The organism is Rhodococcus sp. ENV425, from assembly GCF_002887785.1.
GTDB lineage: Bacteria > Actinomycetota > Actinomycetes > Mycobacteriales > Mycobacteriaceae > Rhodococcus > Rhodococcus aetherivorans.
On sequence record NZ_PCZU01000250.1, the window covers coordinates 10,874 to 30,711 of the forward strand.

Here is a 19,838-nt window from a genome sequence, read left to right on the forward strand (position 1 = left end):
CTCAGGCGACGACGCGGGCGAGCGACTCGGCCACCGCGACCGGCTTCTCCTGCCCCTCGCGCTCGAACGTCTGCAGCGTCCGGATCTGGATGCCGCCGCCGGCGGCCTCGGCCCCGAGAACCTGCATGCGCATCCGGATGCGGGAGCCCACCGGCAGCGGCGAGACGAAGCGCACCTTGTCGTAGCCGTAGTTGAGCCCGTGGGCGAACCCGTCGAAGCTCATGAGCTTGTAGGACAGTCCCGGCCCCAGCGAGAGCACGAGGAGACCGTGCGCGATCGTCGTGCCCAGAGGACTCGTCGCGGCGCGCTCGGGGTCGACGTGGATCCACTGGTGGTCGTCGGTGACCTCGGCGAAGGCGTTCACGAGTTCCTGGGTGACCGGCACCCAGTCCGTCGGCCCGATATCCCGTCCCACCAGGGCCTGGAGGTCGTCGAGGCCCGTGGGACGCACGGGCAGGGTGGTGATGTCGTCGGTCATGGATGCTTCCTCTCCGCGCGGCCGGAACGACTCGCGCCGAATCGAAACTTGAAGTTGAAACCGCGTTCAACTATACAGAGAGGGAGACGTCCGTCACCATCCTCTTCGCGACGCACCGCCTTCGACGACGGGCGATCCCAGCCCTGCCCCCCTTCCGCCAGGAGTGACCATGTCGGTCTACGAAATGTCCGAGCGCACCGTGCAGTACCGCGACACCCTGCTCGCCTTCATGGACGAGCACGTCTACCCCGCCGAGGCGGTGTACGAGGAGCAGATGCGCGCCTCCGGGGACCCGCACTTCCAGCCCCCGATCCTCGAGGAGCTCAAGGCCGAGGCCCGCCGGCGTGGCCTGTGGAACCTCTTCCACCCCCACCCCGATTGGGGCCCGGGCCTGACCAACCTCGAGTACGCGCCCCTCGCCGAGATCATGGGCCGCAGCCACATCGCCTCCGAGGCGTGCAACTGCAACGCCCCCGACACCGGCAACATGGAGGTGCTCACCCTCTTCGGGACCGACGAGCACAAGGAGAAGTACCTGCGCCCGCTGCTCGAGGGCACGATGGCCTCGGCGTTCGCGATGACCGAACCCGCCGTCGCCAGCTCCGACGCCACCAACATCGAGCTGTCCATGGTCCGGGACGGCGACGAGTACGTCCTCAACGGGCGTAAGTGGTTCGCCTCCAACGCGATGCACAAGAACTGCAAGGTGCTCATCGTGATGGGCAAGACCGATCCCACCGCCGCCCCGCACCGCCAGCAGTCGATGATGGTCGTCCCGATCGACGCCCCCGGCGTGACAGTGGTGCGCAACCTGCCGGTCTTCGGGTACGCCGACCGCGAGGGCCACGCCGAGATCACCTTCGAGAACGTGCGGGTGCCGAGCAAGGACGTCCTCGCGGGCGAGGGCGAGGGCTTCGCGATCAGCCAGGCCCGGCTCGGACCCGGCCGCATCCACCACTGCATGCGCGCCATCGGCATGGCCGAGCGGGCCCTCGAGCTCCTGTGCCGGCGCGCGTCGAGCCGGGTGACGTTCGGTCAGCCCCTCAGCGAGCGCGCCAACATCCAGGACTGGATCGCCGAGGCCCGCATCGAGATCGAGATGACCCGGCTGCTCACCCTGAAGGCGGCGCACCTGATGGACACCGTCGGCAACAAGCAGGCACGCATGGAGATCGCGGCCATCAAGGTCGCCGCCCCGACGATGGCGCTGAAGATCATCGACCGTGCCATCCAGGTGCACGGCGGCGGCGGCGTCACCGACGACTTCCCGCTCGCGATGATGTACGCACACATGCGCACGCTGCGCCTCGCCGACGGCCCCGACGAGGTGCACAAGCGCTCCATCGCCGTCGCCGAGCTGCGCAAGTACCGCACCGCTCCCGCCGGCGCCCCGTCGGTCAACGGCCACAAGGTGACGGTGGGCTGACCCATGACCGGACTCGATCTGACCGGCCGCACCGCGATCGTCACCGGGGCGTCCCGCGGTATCGGCCTGGCCGTCGCCCGGGACCTCGCGGCGGCCGGCGCGAACGTGGTGCTCACCTCCCGCAAGCAGGACGCGGCCGACGCCGCGGCCGCGCAGGTCACCGCGGCCGGGGTGCGGGGCACCGCACTCGGTGTCGGCGCGCACGCGGTCGACGAGGACGCGGCCCGGCGGTGCGTCGAACTCACCGTCGAGCGGTTCGGGCGCCTGGACATCCTCGTCAACAACGCCGGCACCAACCCCGCGTTCGGCCCGGTGATCGCCCAGGACCACGCCCGGTTCGCCAAGACCTTCGACGTCAACCTGTGGGGTCCGGTGCTGTGGACCTCCCTGGCCGTGCGGGAGTGGATGGGCGAGCACGGGGGCGCGGTCGTCAACACCGCCTCCGTCGGCGGGATGGCACCCGAGGCGAACATCGGCCTCTACAACGCCTCGAAGGCGGCGCTGATCCACCTCACCCGCCAGCTCGCCCTCGAGCTGGCGCCGCGGGTGCGGGTCAACGCCGTCGCCCCGGGCGTCGTGCGCACCCGCCTGGCCGAGGCCCTGTGGAAGGACCACGAGGACCGGCTCGACGCGGCCCTGCCGCTCGGCAGGATCGGCGAGCCGGCCGACATCGCCTCGGCGGTGGCCTTCCTCGCCTCCGACGCGGCGAGCTGGATCACCGGCGAGACCCTCGTCGTCGACGGTGGAGCGATGCTCGGTACCGCCGCCGCAGCCGAGGCCGGCGTCGCCGCCCGCTGAGCGCACCTCCGCACACCGAACTCGAGCGAAAGGTAACCCTATGAAGGCCTGGCGAATTCACGAAGTAGGCGAGCCCAAGGAAGCGCTGCAGCTGACGGACGTCCCCGACCCCGAGGCGGGGCCCGGACGGCTCGTCGTGCGCGTCGCCGCGGCGCCGGCCAACTTCCCCGACGTGCTGCTGTGCCGCGGGCAGTACCAGCTGAAGCCGGAACTGCCCTTCACACCGGGCGTCGAACTCGCCGGGACCGTCGTCGCGGCCGGCGAGGGCGTCACCCGCTTCGCCGTCGGCGACCGGATCATCGGCAATCCCGAGTTCCCCTTCGGCGGATTCGCCGAGTTCGCCGTGGTTCCGGAGGAGGACGCCTACCGCGCTCCGGCGTCCCTCGACGACGCCGAGGCCTCGGCGCTGTCGATCGGGTACCAGACGTCGTGGTTCGCCCTGCACCGCCGTACGCAGTTGCGGGCCGGGGAGACCCTGCTCGTGCACGCTGCCGCCGGTGGGGTCGGCAGTGCCGCAGTGCAACTCGGCAAGGCCGCCGGGGCCACCGTGATCGGTGTCGTCGGCGGCGCCGAGAAGGCCGACTACTGCCGGGCTCTCGGCGCCGACGTCGTCGTCGACCGGCACCGCGAGGACTTCGTCGACGTCGTCAAGGACGTCACCGCCGGCCGCGGCGCGGACGTGATCTACGACCCCGTCGGCGGCGACTCGTACAACCGCTCCACCAAGTGCATCGCGTTCGAGGGCCGCATCCTGGTGATCGGGTTCGCCGGGGGCACCATCCCGCAACCGGCGCTGAACCACGCGCTCATCAAGAACTACTCGATCATCGGCCTGCACTGGGGCCTGTACCGGCAGTACAACCGTGCCGCGATCGAGGCGTGCCACGAGGAACTGTGCCGCCTCGCCGACGACGGCGCCATCAAGCCGCTGATCAGCGAGCGGCTCTCCCTCGACGACGTCGCCGACGGGGTGGCCCGCCTCGGGGACGGGCACACCGTCGGCCGGCTCGTGTTCCAGCCGTAGCCGGCGCGGGCTACATCGGGACGGGTTACTTCGGGATCACCTGCGTCGCACCCGCGACGTAGGTGATGGTGCCCATCTCGAACTCGCTCTCCAGGCCGTTCGGGATCGGACGCTCGTCACTGATCGGGAAGCCGAGTTCACCCTCCGCGCCGCCCTGGGCCTCCCAGGCGGTGCGGATCTCGCCCCACACCACGTGCGAGTCGGTGTCGGGACTCCAGGCGATGATGCCGCCCTCGAACTCCGCAATGTAGCCGTCGCCGACGTCCTGCTGATCCGCGGTCGGCGCCCCGAGGGGGCTGTTCGCCCCGCCGATCTCGTTGTACTTCGCGAGAATCGGCCCGCTGATGGTGTACTCGGCGCCGCCCGCACCCGGCAGCGTGGTCGTCTCCTCCACGGAGGCGCCCGGTTCCGTGGGGCCTCCGGTTCCGGTGGCGTCTTCGACCGCGGACCGGGCGGCGGACGTTGCCCCCTCGACCGCGGACTGCGCTGCACTCGTGGCGCTGCCGACCACATCCTCTGCGGTGGTGCCGTCGTCGCTGCTGCAGCCGGCCAGTACCAGCCCTGCAGCGGCGACGGCCGCGGCGACAGTGGCAGAACGACGCGGGATTCGATTCATGGGATCACTCCTCGTTGGCATCCGAACACCGGCCCCTCGACGCTAACCATCCCGTACCGTCCCGTGCGGCGGTTTCCTCGCGCCGGACCGGACCGCGCGGCCGGTGCCCGTCCGCGCCCCGCCGCGATCGCAGCATCGGCGCAGGTCGCGCCCGGTGCGGCGGTTCGACCGTCCCGGCCCGCTCTCCTCGTCACAGTCGGACAACGATCGGCGAACGAGGCTGCGACCGGCGTCCGTCGCCGTCACCGGCGCCCGTGACGCGGAACAGAACGCTTCCGCGCCACGGACGCAGGGCTTACCATGCGACGGACGAGAAAGGCCGTGACATGCGCGCACCCCGTCGTCGCCGGATCGGCGCCGCCCTCGCCCTCGTGGCGACCCTGTCGGCCGGGTGCGTCTCGGTCGACACCGATTCCCCGACGTCCTCGGCACCGGCCTCGCCGGAGTCCCGGTCGCTCACTCCCCCGCAGGTTGCCGGCGTCGACATCCCGGACGGGCAGGTCGACGACGCCGTCGCCCGCCTCGACGACCTCGCACGCGAACTGATGGATCGGACCGCCATCCCCGGGATGGCCGTCGCGGTCGTGCACCGCGGTGAGATCGTGTACGCGAAGGGGTTCGGTGTGCGCGAGGCCGGCCGCGACGCCGCGGTGGACGCCGACACCGTCTTCCAGCTGGCGTCGATGTCGAAGCCGCTCGGTGCAACCGTCGTCGCACACCAGGTCGGCGAGGGCGTGATCGGCTGGGACACCCCGGTGATCGAACGCCTGCCGGGCTTCGCCCTCGCGGACCCGTACGTGACGAGCCGCGTGACTGTCGGCGATCTCTACGCCCATCGCTCCGGGCTTCCCGACCACGCCGGCGACGAGCTCGAGGATCTCGGTTTCGACCGCGAGCAGGTGTTCGACCGGTTCCGCCTGCTGCCGCTCGGGCCGTTCCGGGATTCCTACGAGTACACCAACTTCGGGCTCACGGCCGCGGCGCAGGCGGTGGCCGACGCGTCCGGGGCCGACTGGGCGGACCTGTCGGCACGGGTGCTGTACGAACCCCTCGGAATGACCTCCACCAGTTCACGATTCGAGGACTACGAGGCCCGGCCCAACCGGGCCGTGGGTCATCAGCTCGTCGACGGCGACTACGTCGCGCGCGCCGTCCGCGATCCCGACGCCCAGTCCCCGGCCGGCGGGGTGAGCGCCTCGGTCACCGACGTCGCGCGGTGGCTGACCATGCTGCTCGGCGACGGTGAGTACCAGGGCCGGCGCATCGTCGACGCGGACGCCCTGCTGCCGGCGGTGTCCCCGCAGGCCGTGTCGAGCCCGCCGGGCACCGTCGACAGCCGGGCGGGGTTCTACGGGTACGGGTTCAATGTGGGCACGAGCCCGGCCGGGCGGGTGACGCTGAGCCATTCCGGGGCGTTCTCGCTGGGTGCCGCGACCGCGTTCACGGCCCTGCCGTCGGCGGACGTCGCGATCGTCGCGCTCACCAACGCCGCCCCGATCGGCGTGCCGGAGACCCTCGCCGCCGAGTTCGCCGATCTCGTGCAGTTCGGCGAGATCCGCGAGGACTGGTTCGCCCTCTACGAGAAGGCGTTCGCATCGTTCGACGACCCGAAGGGCTCGCTCGTCGGACGCCCCGCTCCCACGAATCCGGCCCCGGCCCGCCCCCTCGGGCAGTACACCGGCGTCTACACCAGCGAGTACTACGGTCCCGCGCGGATCGACGATCGCGCCGGCACACTGGTGCTCACCATCGGTCCCGCCGGGCAGACCTACCGGCTCGACCATTGGGACGGCGACGTGTTCACCTTCCCGATCGACGGCGGTGAGAACGCCCCGGACGGGACGATCTCCACGGCCACCTTCACCCCCGACGGCGTCACGTTCGAGTACTGGAACGAGAACGGCCTGGGAACCTTCACCCGAACAGGAGCGTCATGACCGAGCCGCACACCTCCGTGGACGAGAAGTCCGTCGCCGTCGTCCGCGAGTTCCTCGACGCGATGGTCGCCGAGGACGTCGAGCGCGCCGTCGCCCTCCTCGACCCGGACATCGCCTGGCACAACACGTCGCTGCCGACCGTGCGGGGCCTGCCCCGCGTGCGGCGCATCCTCGAGGGCCTGCGCCGGCCGTCGCTGGGCTTCGACGTCACCATCCATCACATCGCCGCGACCGGAAACGTGGTGCTCACCGAGCGCACCGACGTCCTGCGCCTCGGCCCCGTCTCCACCCGGTTCTGGGTGTGCGGCACGTTCGAACTGCGCGACGGGAAGATCGCGGTGTGGGACGACCACTACAACGTCGGCACGATCGTCGGCGCACTGGGCGCCGGCGCACTCCGGGCGGTGCTGCGCCGGTCGTAGAATCTCCCCGGCCGCCGAACCGTTCGACGGCGACGAGGCAGGGAGCACGACGATGACCGACGCCGACCGGACGCCCGCGTTCGAGGCCGGAGTTCAGGTCCGCAGCGAGGTGATGGGCGCCGACTTCGTCGAGCGGGCCTTCGACCGCGCCCGCGGCACCGACTCCGAGGAGATGCAGGAGTTCGTCACCGAGCACGTGTGGGGCTCGGTGTGGACCCGGCCGGGACTCGACCGTCGCAGCCGCAGCCTGCTCAACCTGGGCATGCTGATCGCGCTGCGCGCGGAGAACGAGCTGCGCGGGCACGTGCGCGGCGCCCTGCGAAACGGTCTGACCCGCACCGAGATCGTCGAGGCGGTCATCCACGCGGGCGCCTACTGCGGCGCCCCGGCCGGCCTGGCCGCGATGCGCGTCGTCCAGGAGGTTCTCGAGGCCGAACTCGGCCCGCGCCCCTCGCAGGACTGACCCGCTCGCGCGGGGCGGTGGCCGAATGTCACATCGGGTCGATCACATCGCACCGGTGTGACATTCGGCCCACCAGCCGACGGCGTCAGGCGCCCGGGGCGAACTCCTCGAGCATCTCGGTCACCAGCGCCGCGATCGGCGAGCGCTCACTGCGGGTCAAGGTGACGTGCGCGAAAAGCGGATGCCCCTTGAGCTTCTCGATCACCGCCGCGACGCCGTCGTAGCGGCCCACCCGCAGGTTGTCGCGCTGGGCGACGTCGTGGGTGAGCACCACCCGCGAGCCGGCGCCGAGCCGGGACAGCACGGTGAGCAGCACGTTGCGCTCGAGGGACTGGGCCTCGTCGACGATGACGAACGAGTCGTGCAGCGACCGGCCCCGGATATGGGTCAGCGGAAGCACTTCCAGCATGCCCCGGCTGATGACCTCGTCCATCACCTCCGGGCTCGCGAGACCGTCGAGGGTATCGAACACGGCCTGCGCCCACGGCCCCATCTTCTCGCTCTCGCTGCCCGGCAGATAGCCCAGTTCCTGTCCGCCGACGGCGTACAGCGGCCGGAACACCACGACCTTGCGCTGGGTGCGACGCTCCAGCACGGCCTCGAGGCCCGCGGTCAGCGCCAGCGCCGACTTGCCCGTCCCCGCTTTCCCGCCGAGCGAGACGATGCCGACGGACTCGTCGAGCAGCAGGTCCAGCGCCACCCGCTGTTCCGCGGAACGGCCGTGCAACCCGAACGCCTCCCGATCTCCGCGCACCAGCTGCACCCGCTTGTCCGGCGTGACCCGGCCCAGGGCGCTGGACGAGCCGCCCAGCAGCCGGATCCCCGTGTGGCACGGCAGATCCCTCGCGGTGTCGAGGTCGACGATCCCCTCGGCGAACAGGTCGTCGATCAGCGCCCTGTCCACCTCGAGCTCGGTCATGCCGGTCCAGCCCGACGTCACCACGTCCTGGGCGTGGTACTCGTCGGCGGTCAGCCCGACGGCACCGGCCTTGACCCGGAGCGGAATGTCCTTGCTGACCAGCACAACGTCGCGGCCGTCGCCGGCGAGGTTCAACGCGCACGCGAGGATCCGGGAGTCGTTGGTGTCGGTGCGGAATCCGGCCGGCAACACCTCCGGGTCGGTGTGGTTGAGCTCGACGTGCAGGGTGCCTCCCGCGGTCCCGATGGGGATGGGCTGATCGAGCCGGCCGTACTGCAGGCGCAGGTCGTCGAGCAGCCGCAACGATTCCCTCGCGAACCAACCCAGTTCGTGATGGTGCCGTTTGCCTTCGAGTTCGCCGATCACTACGAGGGGCAGCACCACTTCGTGCTCAGCGAAGCGGGTCACCGCCCACGGATCGGAGAGCAACACGGAGGTGTCCAGTACGAAGGTGCGTACATCGAGTTTCTTCGCCGGGGTCCTGCCGGAGCGGCGGGCGGGGACGGAGCGTGTTGCAGTCACGTGAGGCTCCTAGATCTGTGCAGCACCACACAGACTTCGTTCGATGGGCCGGTCGAACCTGGTGTCCACGAGGGACACGAGGGCCGGGTGCCGGCCCCTCGCTCTGCCTGTCACAGTCACGATCAGGACCTCCCGCGTAGCCGGCAACTGCGCCGTCTACACCCCCGACGCTAACGCCGACACGCCCCGTCCGCTCGATGAGCGACGAGGCGTGTCGGTGAAGATTGGGTAAACGAGACGATCCGGACAGATTGCCGGGCGTCGCGCCTAGACCAGGTTCCAGTCCTCGAGACCCTGGTACAGCGGAGCGTCGGCGGCAAGCTTGCTCACCCGGCCGCGCAGCGTCGCGGTGTCGGACGACCCCGTCAACGCGGCCGCGATGATCTCGGCGACCTCGGTGAACTGCTCGTCCCCGAAGCCGCGGGTGGCCAGTGCCGGGGTGCCGATGCGCAGACCGGACGTGACCATCGGCGGACGCGGGTCGAACGGAACCGCGTTGCGGTTGACGGTGATGCCGATCTCGTGCAGCAGGTCCTCGCCCTGCTGGCCGTCGAGCTGCGAGTTGCGCAGATCGACGAGGACGAGGTGCACGTCGGTGCCGCCGGTCAGCACGGTGATGCCCTTGTCGGTGACATCGGACTGCATCAGGCGCTCGGCGAGGATCTGCGCACCGGAGACGGTGCGGCGCTGCCGGTCCTTGAACTCCTCGCTCGCGGCGATCTTCAGCGCGACGGCCTTCGCGGCGATGACGTGCATGAGCGGGCCGCCCTGCTGGCCCGGGAACACCGCGGAGTTGATCTTCTTGGCCCACTCCTGCTTGGCGAGGATCAGACCCGAGCGCGGGCCGCCGAGGGTCTTGTGGACGGTGGTGGACACGTCTTCGGCGTACGGCACCGGCGACGGGTGCAGGCCCGCGGCGACGAGCCCGGCGAAGTGCGCCATGTCGACCCACAGGTAGGCGCCGACCTCGTCGGCGATGGAGCGGAACGCGGCGAAGTCCTCGTGCCGCGGGTACGCGGACCATCCGGCGACGATGACCTTCGGCTTCTCGGCCACCGCGATGGAGCGGACCTCGTCCATGTCGACGCGGTGGTCGTCCTTGCTGACCCCGTAGGACGCGACGTCGTACAGCTTGCCGGAGAAGTTCAGCTTCATGCCGTGGGTCAGGTGCCCGCCGTGGGCGAGGTCGAGCCCCAGCAGCTTCTCGCCCGGGTTCATCAGCGCCATCAGCACGGCGGCGTTGGCCTGCGCGCCCGAGTGCGGCTGGACGTTCGCGAACTCGGCACCGAACAGTTCCTTGGCGCGGGTGCGGGCGAGGTCCTCGACGATGTCGACGTTCTCGCAGCCGCCGTAGTAGCGGCGCCCCGGGTAGCCCTCGGCGTACTTGTTGGTGAGCACGCTGCCCTGCGCCTGGAGCACCGCGCGCGGCACGAAGTTCTCCGACGCGATCATCTCGAGCGTGTCGCGCTGGCGCGACAGCTCGCCGGCCATGGCCTGCGCCAGCTCGGGGTCGAGGTCTGAGAGCGAGGCGGTGTTGACGTCGGTGCCGGGCACAACGGTCATCGAGGATTCTCCAAGCTGGGGACGGCAGGAATTCACCTACCAGTCTACGAACCTCACCCCCGGTCGAGGAACCCGGTCCCCTCGGGCAATGGACCAGGTCACGCCCGCTCGTTACCGCAGGGCGCTGGGCACCAGCGGTTCGTCGAGCAGGCGACGGAACCGGTCGATGCGTTCCGCGCCCGCAGGGGCCTGCGCCAGCCAGCCACCGAGCAGGCGGTAACCCTCGACGTAGGTGCTGATGTAGGCGCGCCACAACGGCGACGACAGGAAGCGCAGCGACTGCCGGGCCCGCTCCGGGCTCGACAGCGACCAGCGCTGCAGGAAGGCGACGACGTCGTCGCCGGTGCGGCCGCGGTCGTGCAGGAGCAGGGCGGCGTCCTGGCGGACGCCGAGCAGGCCGGCGGACGCCTCGTGCAGCTTCTCGGCGAGTTCACCGTCGAACCGCAGGCCCAGGTCGGCGTAGATGTCCTGCGCCCACTGTCCCCAGCCGGGCCCGACGATCGTCTCGAGGGCGAGGTCTGCGAGCCCCTCGGCCATGAGGCACTGCGGGGTGTTGACGACGAAGAGGGTCTGCTCGTCGTGCCCGCCGGCGACGAGTCCGGCCTCCTTGCGGCAGTGTTCGGTGTGGTGGCCGGGGTAGGACTCGTGCGCGATCAGCCGCGGCAGGTGGGACATGTGCTGTTCGAGGTCGGAGTTGATCGCGACGCGGGAGCGGTAGTTGCCGAGGTAGTAGTTGAACCCGGACCACGGTTTGTCGCCGACCACCTCGTATTCGACGGTTTCGGTCTCGGGCAGTGGGAACACCGCGCGGACCCTGTCGCGCAGGGCGCTCGAGAAGGCGTCGACACACTCGGCGAGGCGGTCGGCGGGGACGACCTCGGACTTGCGGTGGGCCTGCACTCGCTCGGCGAGCGGGCCGCTGCCGGGCAGCAGCGCGTCGATGCGGCGGTGGGCCTCGCGGTACGCGTCCTCGTCGCCCATGTCGATATGCACGTCGAAGTAGGCCTCGACCTCGTCGACGAAGGCGATGTCCGCACCGGCGAACTTGCGGGCCGAGCATTCGAGGGCGCGCAGGTGCACGTCGAGGAAGCGGGTGCGCTCGTCGGAGAGCCCGGAGACGGGCAGCGCGGCCCGCAGTGTGCGCGCGGTGTGGGATAAATCACGAGGATCGGGGGCCGGCGCGTTCTCCACCCGGCCACGCAGGGCGGGGTCGCCGGTGAAGGCGTCGACGAAACCCTCCTCGAGCCGGTCGAATGCCAGGCCGAGCAGGAGATATTCGCGCACCAACGAGTCCGGGTCCATGCCCTGGCACCCTAGTCCCCCGGATCGGCCCCGTGCCTGCCGGCGAACCCGGAAACCGGACCCCGCGCGGCGAGCGGATGTGTCAGCGAGCACAATCGGCCGATATGGACATCCTTCGCCGCCAGCCATACCCGGGGTATGCCGCCGGGCCCGTCGTCGAGTCGGGAGTGTGCCGGTGGCGCGTCTGAGCGAGCCGAGTCCGTACGTCGAGTTCGATCGCAAGCAGTGGCGGACGCTGCGCAAGTCGACGCCGCTGGTGCTGACCGAGGAGGAACTGCGCGGCCTGCGCGGCCTCGGCGAGCAGATCGACCTGGCGGAGGTGGCGGAGGTGTACCTCCCGCTGGCCCGTCTGATCCACCTGCAGGTCGCCGCGCGGCAGCGGTTGTTCGCCGCGACCGCCACGTTCCTCGGCGAGAAGCACCCGGACCAGCAGGTGCCGTTCGTGATCGGGGTGGCCGGGTCGGTCGCGGTCGGCAAGTCGACGACGGCACGCGTGCTGCAGGCACTGTTGGCGCGGTGGGAGCACCATCCCCGGGTGGACCTGGTGACCACCGACGGCTTCCTGTACCCCTCCCGGGAGCTGATGCGTCGGAACATCATGCACCGCAAGGGCTTTCCGGAGAGCTACGACCGTCGCAAGCTGCTGCGGTTCGTCACGGAGGTCAAGTCCGGCGCCGCAGAGGTGGCCGCTCCGGTGTACTCGCACATCTCCTACGACATCATCCCGGGCCAGTACCACGTGGTGCGGCAACCGGACATCCTCATCATCGAGGGCCTGAACGTCCTGCAGACCGGTCCACGGCTGATGGTCTCGGATCTGTTCGACTTCTCGATCTACGTCGACGCCCGCCTCGAGGACATCGAGAAGTGGTATGTCGAGCGGTTTCTCGCGCTCCGCAAGACGGCGTTCTCCGACCCCGACGCGCATTTTCACCACTACGCGAACCTGTCGGACCGCGACGCCGTGGGGGCCGCGAAGGAGATCTGGCATTCGATCAACCGGCCGAACCTGGTGGACAACATCCTGCCGACGCGGCCGCGCGCAACGCTGGTCCTGCGCAAGGACTCCGACCATTCGGTCAACCGCCTGCGCCTGCGGAAGCTGTAGGCGGCTTCGCCGCCGGTGTGTCCTTCGGGCGGCGGAAACAGCCCGAAGGACACACCGCGGCTACGTCCCGAACCGGCGGTGCCGCGCCGCGAAGTCGCGCAGGGCGCGAAGGAAGTCCACGCGGCGGAACTCCGGCCAGTAGGCCTCGGTGAACCAGATCTCGGAGTACGCGCTCTGCCAGAGCAGGAAGCCCGAGAGCCGCTGCTCGCCGGAGGTCCGGATGACGAGATCGGGATCGGGCTGCCCCGAGGTGTAGAGGTGATCGCTGATGGCCTCGACCGTGACGGCCTCGACCAGGCCCTCGCCGTCGAGCCCCTCGGCCTGCTTGGCCCGGAGCAGGGCCTGCACGGCGTCGGCGATCTCCTGCCGGCCGCCGTAGCCGACCGCGACATTGACGTGGGTGCCGGTGCGCCCCTGCGTGCGCTCGGCGGCCTCGCTCAGCCGCCGGCCCAGTTCGTCCGGCAGCAGGTCGAGCGTGCCGACGATCTTGACGCTCCAGTTCTGCTCCGGCCCGGAGATCTCCTCGACGACGTCGGTGATGATCTCGAGCAGCGCCTCGAGCTCCTCGGGCTCACGTTGCAGATTCTCCGTGGAGAGCAGGTAGATGGTGGCCCGCTCGATGCCGGCGGCGTCGCACCAGCTCAGCAGTTCGGCGATCTTCAGTGCGCCCATGCGATGCCCGTGGCTGACGTCGGTGAACCCGTTCTCGCGGGCCCAGCGACGGTTGCCGTCGCACATCACGGCGACGTGCCGGGGGTGCTGCGCGCCGTCCAGCTTGCTCAGCAGCCGTCGTTCGTAGAGCTGATACAGCAGGCCGCGCGCGTTCACCCCGAGATCACCACGCGGGTCACATTACGCTCACGGTCGTCTCCGGTCGCAGCGGCGGTCGTGGCCGACGCCCGTGCGCCGGCCTCCGCCCCGTCGCGCATCCAGCACACCGCGAAAGTTACGGAAGCGTAGGTTACTCTTCGGTATCGAAGGGAGGCCCCGACCATGACGGTTTTCGGGATCGACGAACTGCCCGTGAAGCCGCGGATGCGCGGCTGGATCCATCTGTGGGCGTTCGGCGTCGCAGTGGTGGCCGGCATCGCGCTGGTGGTCCTGTCGCAGACCGTGGCCGATCCGCCCGCGGGCTGGTCGACGGTGATCTACAGCCTCACCGTCTGCGGTGTGTTCGGCGTGAGCGCCCTCTATCACCGCGTCCACTGGCACAATCCGCGGGCACGCACGTGGATGAAGCGTGCGGACCACTCGATGATCTTCCTGTTCATCGCCGGCAGCTACACCCCCTTCGCGACGCTCGCCCTGCCGCCGGAGACCGGCCGCACCCTGTTGTTCGTGGTGTGGGCCGGCGCCCTCGCGGGGGTCGCGCTGAAGATGCTCTGGCCCACCGCGCCGCGCTGGGTGGGAGTCCCGCTGTACCTGCTGCTCGGCTGGGCGATCGTCCCCGTCGCCGGTCAGCTGATCGACGAGGCGGGCATCGTCCCGATGGTGCTGCTGCTCGTCGGCGGCATCCTCTACAGCATCGGCGCGATCCTCTACGCCACCAAGTGGCCCGACCCGTGGCCGCACGTCTTCGGCTACCACGAGTTCTTCCACGCGGCGACCGTGCTCGCCGCGCTGTGCCATGCCGTTGCCGTGTGGCTGGTGGTGTTCGGGTAAACCCGTTCGGACAAAGATCACATCGGTGGCAGTCGCGGCACGGATCCGTAGACTCGGCCGGGATGACTGTTCAGCGACTGGCATTCGAACTGACCGAAACCAACCGGGAGTGGCTCGTCGAGCGGCCGCTGACGATCGCGGGATACCTCGTGGCAGCGCTGATCCTGAGGTATGTGCTGCACCGGTTCATCGACCGGATGACGAAGCCGCGGCACCAGAACGGCAAACCCGGCCTGCTCCGGCCCTTCCAGGAACGCGCCCCCAGGGGCCTGCCGGGCGTGCTGGTCAACGAGCGGCGCACGCAGCGCGCCGAGACGATCGGCTCGGTGCTCAAGTCCGGCGTCTCCGTCGTGGTGCTCGTCTGGTGCGTCCTGCAGATCCTCGGCACGCTCGGACTCAACGTCGCGCCGTTCATCGCGTCCGCCGGCATCGTCGGCGTGGCCCTCGGTTTCGGTGCGCAGAACCTGGTGCGTGACTTCATCTCCGGAATGTTCATGCTGCTCGAGGACCAGTACGGCGTCGGCGACGTCGTCGACCTGGGCGACGCGGTCGGCACCGTCGAATCCGTCGGCCTGCGGGTCACCACCGTCCGCGACATCAGCGGCACCCTCTGGTACTGCCGCAACGGCGAGATCCTGCGCGTGGGCAACATGAGCCAGGGTTACGCCGTCGCCGTCGTCGACTCCCCCATCGCCCACGCCGCCAACGTGCACCGGGCCTGCGAGGTGGCCCTGCGCGCGGCCCTCGAGACGGTCGAACGCGACGACCTGGCCGGCGACATCCTCGAGCCGCCCGAGATGCTCGGCGTCAACTCCGTCACCCCGGAGTCGGTGACGCTGCGGATCACCGTGCGCACGCGTGCCGGCAAGCAGTGGGCCGTGCAGCGGGCGATCGCCCGCGCGGTGCTCGAGGCGTTCGACGGCAACGGCATCGACGCTCCGCTGCCGGCGCTGCTCACCCCGTCCCGCGCCGGCTGAGCCCCGGACCGCTCAGGCCGAGAGCGCCGCGCGCAGTTCGGCCTCCGTCGTGACCGGCCTGTCGCACACGTATCCGCGGCACACGTACGCCGCCGGCCCTCCGTCGACCAGCGGGCGGTCGGCCAGCAACGGGGACGAGTCCGGGTCCCCGCCGACCACGACGGCGCCGCCGGGGGCCGCCTGCCGCACGACGGAGAGCAGCTCGCCGCCGCCGACCACGGCCACCTGGATCGGGCCGCGCACCGCCGCCTCGGCGACCGTCAGCCAGTGCCCGGCCGAGCGCGGCGCCCGTTCGAGCAGCACCACCGCCGACCGCAGCGACGCGTCCACCGCGTCGGCGTACCGCGGGTCCTCGGGCACGACCGCGGCGAGGGTGAGCAGGGCCTCGGAGATCAGCGCCGCCCCCGACGGGGTGGCGCCGTCGATCGGGTCACGAGGCCGCGCCACCAGGGTCTCGGCGTCGTCGGCGGTGTCGAACCAGCTTCCGGGCCGCGCCGGATCCTGGAAGTGCGTCAACGCGACGTCGGCGAGGGCCCGGGCCGGGTCGAGCCACGCGGCGTCGCCCGTCGCCTGGTACACCGCCAGCAGGGCGGTGACGAGGGCGCCGTAGTCCTCGAGCACACCTGCCGGGGCGCCGACCGTGCCGCCGAGGGAGGCACGCCGGAGCCGTCCGTCCACCAGGTGCAGGTCCAGCAGGGCCCGGGCGCAGTCGACGGCCGCGTCGACCCAGTCGGTGCGGCCGAACGCGGCACCGGCCTCGGCCAGCGCGGTGATCGCGAAACCGTTCCACGCCGTGACGACCTTGTCGTCGCGGCCGGGCTGCGGCCGCTGCAGCCGGGCGGCGAACAGCTCGGCCCGCACCCGCTCGTAGCGCTCGGCATCGTCCGGGTCGGCGAGCAGCTGCAGCACCGACGAGCCGTGTTCGAAGGTGCCGGCGTCGGTCACGGTGAACAGCTCGGCCGCCCACTGCGCGTCGTCGCCGAGGACCTCGGCCAGCTGCCCGGGGGTCCACACGTAGGTCAGGCCCTCGACCCCGTCCGTGTCGGCGTCGAGAGCGGAGGCGAAGCAGCGCCCGGCCGTGCGCAGGTCCCGCAGCAGGAACTCGACGGTCTCCTCGGTAACCCGTCGCACCCAGGGCGCCGACATCCGTCGCGCGAGGTGGGCGTACACCCGCAGCAGCAGCGCGTTGTCGTAGAGCATCTTCTCGAAGTGCGGGACCACCCACCCGGCGTCGACGCTGTAACGGGCGAAGCCGCCGGCCAGCTGGTCGTAGATGCCGCCCCGCGCCATCGCTTCGGCCGTCCGCTCGACGAGGGACAGCACGGCCGGGTTCCCGCTGCGCTCGTATCCGCGCAGCAGACCCTCGAGCAGCGCGGACGGCGGGAACTTCGGGGCGCCCCCGAACCCGCCGTGCACCGCATCCTCGTCGGCGGCGACGGCGGCGTCGGCGGCGTCGAGCAGCGCGGCGTCCACCGGGCGCTCGCCGGGAGCGAGGCCGCCGCTGCCGCGGCGCAGCTCGGAGACGATGGCGACGGCGGACCGGTGCACGTCGGCGCGACGGTTGCGCCAGGTCTCGGCGATCGCCTCGAGCAGCTGGGTGAACGACGGCATGCCGCCGCGCGGCATCGTCGGGTAGTAGGTGCCGCAGTAGAACGGGGCGCCGTCCGGGGTGAGGAAGCACGTCATCGGCCAGCCGCCCTGCCCGGTCATCGCGACGGTGGCGTTCATGTAGATCGCGTCGATGTCCGGGCGTTCCTCCCGGTCCACCTTGATGCACACGAAGTGCTCATTCATCAGCGCGGCGGTGGCCTCGTCCTCGAACGACTCGTGCGCCATCACGTGGCACCAGTGGCACGCCGCGTACCCCACGGACAGCAGGACCGGCACGTCCCGCTCCCGGGCCCAGGCCAGCGCCTCGTCACCCCACTGGTGCCAGTGCACCGGGTTGCCGGCGTGTTGCCGCAGGTAGGGGCTGGTCGCCTCGCCGAGGGTGTTCCGGTTGCGGGTGCCGGGCACCGACGGCTCCGGGGGTGTCACGACGCGCCCGTCAGTTGGTGGCCATCGGGGGCTGGGGGTGGTCGGGTTTGCGGCTCTCCGCGGCCCCGCGATCGGTCCCCTCGTCCGCGGCCTGGTCCGGCTCCGGATGCTCGGGCTCGAACGTCTCGGGCAGCTTGCCGAGCCGCTTGTTCATCGAGCGGATCAGCAGGGCGGTCGCCACGAGCAGGATCACGATGAGCGCGAGACCGAGCGGCGACGCCTTGCCGAATTCGGGGCCGGTGGGGTCCTGGGCCAGAACCTCGGCCGCCAGCATGCCTACCGTCATCTCACCTGTCCGTCCTCGAGGCCCGCGAACAGATCCGTTTCGGGGATCGCCGTGTGCACGCGGGTCTTGGCCAATTCGAATTCCTCCGTCGGCCACACCTTCTGCTGGATGTCCAGCGGCACGGCGAAGAAGGAGCCGTTGGGGTCGATCTGCGTCGCATGGGCGCGCAGTGCGTCGTCCCGCTTCGGGAAGTAGTCGCTGCAGGTGATCTGCGTGGTCACCCGCGCCATGATGTCGCCCTGCTCGGTGCGCCACCGCTTGAGCCATTCCTCCATGGGGAACGGTTCGCCGCGCCGCTCGTACTCCTCGCGGAACAATTCCAGGCGCTTGCGGATGAACCCGTGCGAGTAGTACAGCTTCTGCACCTTCCACGCCGGGCCGGCCTCGGGGAACCGATCCGGGTCGCCGGCCGCCTCGTACGCCGCGACGGAGACCTCGTGGCAGCGGATGTGGTCGGGGTGCGGGTAGCCGCCGTTCTCGTCGTACGTGGTCATCACGTGCGGCCGGAACTCGCGGATCACCTCGACGAGCTTGCGGGTCGGTTCCTCGAGGGGCACCAGCGCGAAGCAGCCCTCGGGCAGCGGCGGCTTGGGGTCGCCCTCCGGCAGCCCGGAGTCGACGAAGCCGAGCCAGCGGTGCTGCACGCCGAGGATGCGGGCGGCCGCGGCCATCTCCTCGCGCCGGACCTCGGGCATGCGGTCCTGGATCCCGGGGATGTCCATGGCGGGATTGAGGATGTCGCCGCGTTCACCCCCGGTGAGGGTGACCACCAGCACCTCGTGCCCTTCCGCGGCATAGCGGGCCGTCGTGGCGGCACCCTTGCTCGACTCGTCATCGGGATGGGCATGCACGGCCATGAGCCGTAGTCCGCTCACGTCTTTCCTCCACCTCGCCGTCGGCTGCATCGTCGCGGCCCGGACCACCGGCACTGCGAGCCGGCGTCCTGGGTTCCTCCCCTATAGTTCCACCTGACACGTCCATCGTCAGCCACGCCCCCGCGGCCTTCGCGGGTGCACGAAAGTAAATGTGATGACCGACACCACCCCGATCGACCGCTACCCGACCGGCCGCTACCCGGCGACGGGCGGATCCCGCCGCACCTGGTTGTGGGCGCTGGTCGCGGTCGGGCTCGTCGTCGGGGTGGTCGGGGCGTTCCTGCTCTACCAGAAGTTCGGCACCCCGGAGATCGAGAGCGACGTCGTCACCTACACCGTCGTCGACGACTCCACCGTCCAGGTGCAGTTCACCGTGACGCGGAAGGATCCGTCGCAGGAGGCGGTGTGCATCATCCGCTCGCGGTCGAAGGACGGGTCCGAGACGGGCCGCCGCGAGGTGCTGATCCCCTCGTCCGAGTCCGGCACCCTGCTGATGGACGCACCGGTGGTGACGTCGCAGCGCCCGGGCATGGCGGACATGTACGGCTGCAGCTTCGACGTGCCCGAATACCTACGCGCACACTGACCGCACGCTGCGGATTCCGTGGTGGAGACCACGTTGGTGCTAGAATCGCCGGATACACGGTTCCACCCTTTGGGGCCGTGTATTGCTGCATAGGAAGCAGTGCGGTCCTGTTCGCCACTGGCTTGGGGGGAACGTTCGAGGGATCCGCGTTGCCGTCGTCGCTGCGAGTGCGGCGACCAGTCGACGGAGCCGGGGGCTCCAACCCGAAGGAAGTGATCGAGGATGACCGAGACCCAGGTGACCTGGCTGACACAGGAGTCGTACGACCGACTCAAGGCAGAACTCGACCAGCTCATCGCGAATCGTCCCGTCATCGCGGCCGAGATCAACGAGCGCCGTGAAGAGGGCGACCTCAAGGAGAACGGTGGTTACCACGCCGCTCGCGAGGAGCAGGGTCAGCAGGAGGCCCGGATTCGTCAGCTGCAGGAACTGCTGAACAACGCGAAGGTCGGTGTTGCGCCCACCCAGTCCGGCGTCGCGCTGCCCGGCTCGGTCGTCACGGTGTACTACGACGGCGACGAAAGCGACAAGGAAACGTTCCTCATCGCCACCCGTGAGGAAGGCGCCCGGGGCAACGAGATCGAGATCTACTCGCCCAGCTCCCCGCTGGGCGGTGCCCTGATCGACGCGAAGGTCGGCGAGACCCGCGAGTACACGCTCCCCAACGGCAGCACCATGAAGGTGACGCTCGTCAGCGCGGAGCCGTACCACAGCTGATCGGCGGCAGCCGCCTCGCGGCGCGGCCGGCACGACGTGAGGGCCCGACCGGTCACCGGTCGGGCCCTTCTCGCGCGCCCGGGGCAGACGGTTCAGAGCAGGCGCCGGGCCTTCATGCCG

The 19,838-nt window shown here is 70.4% G+C and carries 20 protein-coding genes; 11 read left to right on the forward strand and 9 right to left on the reverse strand.

What is annotated here, in order from left to right; translation table 11 throughout:
- Position 1: 1 nt before the first annotated feature.
- Complete coding sequence (locus tag CQZ88_RS21855) at positions 2-478, reverse strand: MaoC family dehydratase (RefSeq protein WP_029542221.1); 477 nt, start codon at positions 476-478, stop codon at positions 2-4.
- A gap of 169 nt (positions 479-647) precedes the next feature.
- Here CQZ88_RS21855 and CQZ88_RS21860 point away from each other — a divergent pair, with 169 nt between their 5' ends.
- Genes CQZ88_RS21860 through CQZ88_RS21870 form a run of 3 tightly spaced genes read left to right on the forward strand, consistent with a single transcriptional unit; the run spans position 648 to position 3,726 of the window.
- Positions 648-1,904: an acyl-CoA dehydrogenase family protein gene (locus CQZ88_RS21860; protein ID WP_029542219.1), complete on the forward strand. Its 1,257-nt coding sequence runs from the start codon at positions 648-650 to the stop codon at positions 1,902-1,904.
- 3 nt (positions 1,905-1,907) lie between these two features.
- Positions 1,908-2,702 carry an SDR family oxidoreductase gene (locus tag CQZ88_RS21865; RefSeq protein ID WP_043799712.1) on the forward strand — a complete coding sequence of 265 codons (795 nt, stop codon included), beginning with the start codon at positions 1,908-1,910 and terminating at the stop codon, positions 2,700-2,702.
- Between the two features lie 40 nt (positions 2,703-2,742).
- The gene (locus CQZ88_RS21870; RefSeq protein WP_102800303.1) at positions 2,743-3,726 is read left to right on the forward strand and encodes an NADPH:quinone oxidoreductase family protein; all 984 of its coding nucleotides are present in this window, start codon (positions 2,743-2,745) and stop codon (positions 3,724-3,726) included.
- Between the two features lie 25 nt (positions 3,727-3,751).
- Here CQZ88_RS21870 and CQZ88_RS21875 read toward each other — a convergent pair whose 3' ends face one another.
- Entirely contained in the window at positions 3,752-4,342 is a 591-nt protein-coding gene (locus CQZ88_RS21875; RefSeq protein WP_029542213.1) for an LGFP repeat-containing protein, read from the reverse strand.
- 326 nt (positions 4,343-4,668) lie between these two features.
- On the opposite strand from CQZ88_RS21875, the gene CQZ88_RS21880 reads away from it, so the two are divergent.
- From CQZ88_RS21880 to CQZ88_RS21890, 3 genes are read left to right on the forward strand one after another with little or no spacing between them, the layout of a single operon-like run.
- Complete coding sequence (locus tag CQZ88_RS21880; RefSeq protein ID WP_043799707.1) at positions 4,669-6,279, forward strand: serine hydrolase; 1,611 nt, start codon at positions 4,669-4,671, stop codon at positions 6,277-6,279.
- The gene (locus CQZ88_RS21885; protein WP_006940402.1) at positions 6,276-6,701 is read left to right on the forward strand and encodes a limonene-1,2-epoxide hydrolase family protein; all 426 of its coding nucleotides are present in this window, start codon (positions 6,276-6,278) and stop codon (positions 6,699-6,701) included. The genes CQZ88_RS21880 and CQZ88_RS21885 overlap by 4 nt, the downstream gene beginning before the upstream one ends.
- A gap of 52 nt (positions 6,702-6,753) precedes the next feature.
- Positions 6,754-7,164: a carboxymuconolactone decarboxylase family protein gene (locus tag CQZ88_RS21890; RefSeq protein ID WP_006940401.1), complete on the forward strand. Its 411-nt coding sequence runs from the start codon at positions 6,754-6,756 to the stop codon at positions 7,162-7,164.
- An 85-nt stretch (positions 7,165-7,249) separates the two neighbouring features.
- On the opposite strand, the gene CQZ88_RS21895 is transcribed toward CQZ88_RS21890, so the two are convergent.
- The 3 genes from CQZ88_RS21895 to CQZ88_RS21905 form a co-directional block, all read right to left on the reverse strand.
- Positions 7,250-8,605, reverse strand: a complete 1,356-nt coding sequence (locus CQZ88_RS21895; protein ID WP_170914056.1) for a PhoH family protein — start codon at positions 8,603-8,605, stop codon at positions 7,250-7,252.
- 267 nt (positions 8,606-8,872) lie between these two features.
- The gene (gene glyA / locus CQZ88_RS21900; RefSeq protein ID WP_102800304.1) at positions 8,873-10,168 is read right to left on the reverse strand and encodes a serine hydroxymethyltransferase; all 1,296 of its coding nucleotides are present in this window, start codon (positions 10,166-10,168) and stop codon (positions 8,873-8,875) included.
- Between the two features lie 111 nt (positions 10,169-10,279).
- Positions 10,280-11,470, reverse strand: a complete 1,191-nt coding sequence (locus CQZ88_RS21905; RefSeq protein WP_065922855.1) for a DUF885 domain-containing protein — start codon at positions 11,468-11,470, stop codon at positions 10,280-10,282.
- Positions 11,471-11,645: 175 nt separating this feature from the next.
- On the opposite strand from CQZ88_RS21905, the gene coaA reads away from it, so the two are divergent.
- Positions 11,646-12,578 (forward strand): type I pantothenate kinase, encoded by a 933-nt coding sequence (gene coaA / locus CQZ88_RS21910; RefSeq protein WP_006940397.1) that lies wholly within the window; start codon positions 11,646-11,648, stop codon positions 12,576-12,578.
- A 60-nt stretch (positions 12,579-12,638) separates the two neighbouring features.
- On the opposite strand, the gene CQZ88_RS21915 is transcribed toward coaA, so the two are convergent.
- Positions 12,639-13,406: an isoprenyl transferase gene (locus CQZ88_RS21915; protein ID WP_006940394.1), complete on the reverse strand. Its 768-nt coding sequence runs from the start codon at positions 13,404-13,406 to the stop codon at positions 12,639-12,641.
- A 165-nt stretch (positions 13,407-13,571) separates the two neighbouring features.
- On the opposite strand from CQZ88_RS21915, the gene CQZ88_RS21920 reads away from it, so the two are divergent.
- On the forward strand, positions 13,572-14,240 hold the full coding sequence (locus tag CQZ88_RS21920) for a hemolysin III family protein (RefSeq protein ID WP_006940391.1): 669 nt from the start codon (positions 13,572-13,574) through the stop codon (positions 14,238-14,240).
- A 62-nt stretch (positions 14,241-14,302) separates the two neighbouring features.
- Positions 14,303-15,217, forward strand: coding sequence for a mechanosensitive ion channel family protein (locus CQZ88_RS21925; RefSeq protein WP_043799699.1), 915 nt, complete (start codon positions 14,303-14,305; stop codon positions 15,215-15,217).
- Positions 15,218-15,229: 12 nt separating this feature from the next.
- On the opposite strand, the gene CQZ88_RS21930 is transcribed toward CQZ88_RS21925, so the two are convergent.
- Genes CQZ88_RS21930 through mca form a run of 3 tightly spaced genes read right to left on the reverse strand, consistent with a single transcriptional unit; the run spans position 15,230 to position 18,415 of the window.
- Positions 15,230-17,254 carry a thioredoxin domain-containing protein gene (locus CQZ88_RS21930; RefSeq protein ID WP_102800305.1) on the reverse strand — a complete coding sequence of 675 codons (2,025 nt, stop codon included), beginning with the start codon at positions 17,252-17,254 and terminating at the stop codon, positions 15,230-15,232.
- Positions 17,255-17,264: 10 nt separating this feature from the next.
- Positions 17,265-17,540: a hypothetical protein gene (locus CQZ88_RS21935; protein ID WP_006940388.1), complete on the reverse strand. Its 276-nt coding sequence runs from the start codon at positions 17,538-17,540 to the stop codon at positions 17,265-17,267.
- Positions 17,537-18,415: a mycothiol conjugate amidase Mca gene (gene mca, locus CQZ88_RS21940; protein ID WP_029542206.1), complete on the reverse strand. Its 879-nt coding sequence runs from the start codon at positions 18,413-18,415 to the stop codon at positions 17,537-17,539. The genes CQZ88_RS21935 and mca overlap by 4 nt, the downstream gene beginning before the upstream one ends.
- A gap of 154 nt (positions 18,416-18,569) precedes the next feature.
- On the opposite strand from mca, the gene CQZ88_RS21945 reads away from it, so the two are divergent.
- On the forward strand, positions 18,570-19,001 hold the full coding sequence (locus CQZ88_RS21945; protein WP_029542204.1) for a DUF4307 domain-containing protein: 432 nt from the start codon (positions 18,570-18,572) through the stop codon (positions 18,999-19,001).
- A 222-nt stretch (positions 19,002-19,223) separates the two neighbouring features.
- Complete coding sequence (gene greA / locus CQZ88_RS21950; protein WP_003935085.1) at positions 19,224-19,718, forward strand: transcription elongation factor GreA; 495 nt, start codon at positions 19,224-19,226, stop codon at positions 19,716-19,718.
- The last annotated feature ends 120 nt before the right edge of the window (positions 19,719-19,838 follow it).

Bases quoted from the DNA above. Each gene is read 5' to 3' on its own strand.
- CQZ88_RS21855 (WP_029542221.1), bottom strand. From the start codon at position 478: ATGACCGACGACATCACCACCCTGCCCGTGCGTCCCACGGGCCTCGAC.
- CQZ88_RS21860 (WP_029542219.1), top strand. From the start codon at position 648: ATGTCGGTCTACGAAATGTCCGAGCGCACCGTGCAGTACCGCGACACC.
- CQZ88_RS21865 (WP_043799712.1), top strand. From the start codon at position 1,908: ATGACCGGACTCGATCTGACCGGCCGCACCGCGATCGTCACCGGGGCG.
- CQZ88_RS21870 (WP_102800303.1), top strand. From the start codon at position 2,743: ATGAAGGCCTGGCGAATTCACGAAGTAGGCGAGCCCAAGGAAGCGCTG.
- CQZ88_RS21875 (WP_029542213.1), bottom strand. From the start codon at position 4,342: ATGAATCGAATCCCGCGTCGTTCTGCCACTGTCGCCGCGGCCGTCGCC.
- CQZ88_RS21880 (WP_043799707.1), top strand. From the start codon at position 4,669: ATGCGCGCACCCCGTCGTCGCCGGATCGGCGCCGCCCTCGCCCTCGTG.
- CQZ88_RS21885 (WP_006940402.1), top strand. From the start codon at position 6,276: ATGACCGAGCCGCACACCTCCGTGGACGAGAAGTCCGTCGCCGTCGTC.
- CQZ88_RS21890 (WP_006940401.1), top strand. From the start codon at position 6,754: ATGACCGACGCCGACCGGACGCCCGCGTTCGAGGCCGGAGTTCAGGTC.
- glyA (WP_102800304.1), bottom strand. From the start codon at position 10,168: ATGACCGTTGTGCCCGGCACCGACGTCAACACCGCCTCGCTCTCAGAC.
- CQZ88_RS21905 (WP_065922855.1), bottom strand. From the start codon at position 11,470: ATGGACCCGGACTCGTTGGTGCGCGAATATCTCCTGCTCGGCCTGGCA.
- CQZ88_RS21920 (WP_006940391.1), top strand. From the start codon at position 13,572: ATGACGGTTTTCGGGATCGACGAACTGCCCGTGAAGCCGCGGATGCGC.
- CQZ88_RS21925 (WP_043799699.1), top strand. From the start codon at position 14,303: ATGACTGTTCAGCGACTGGCATTCGAACTGACCGAAACCAACCGGGAG.
- CQZ88_RS21935 (WP_006940388.1), bottom strand. From the start codon at position 17,540: ATGACGGTAGGCATGCTGGCGGCCGAGGTTCTGGCCCAGGACCCCACC.
- CQZ88_RS21945 (WP_029542204.1), top strand. From the start codon at position 18,570: ATGACCGACACCACCCCGATCGACCGCTACCCGACCGGCCGCTACCCG.
- greA (WP_003935085.1), top strand. From the start codon at position 19,224: ATGACCGAGACCCAGGTGACCTGGCTGACACAGGAGTCGTACGACCGA.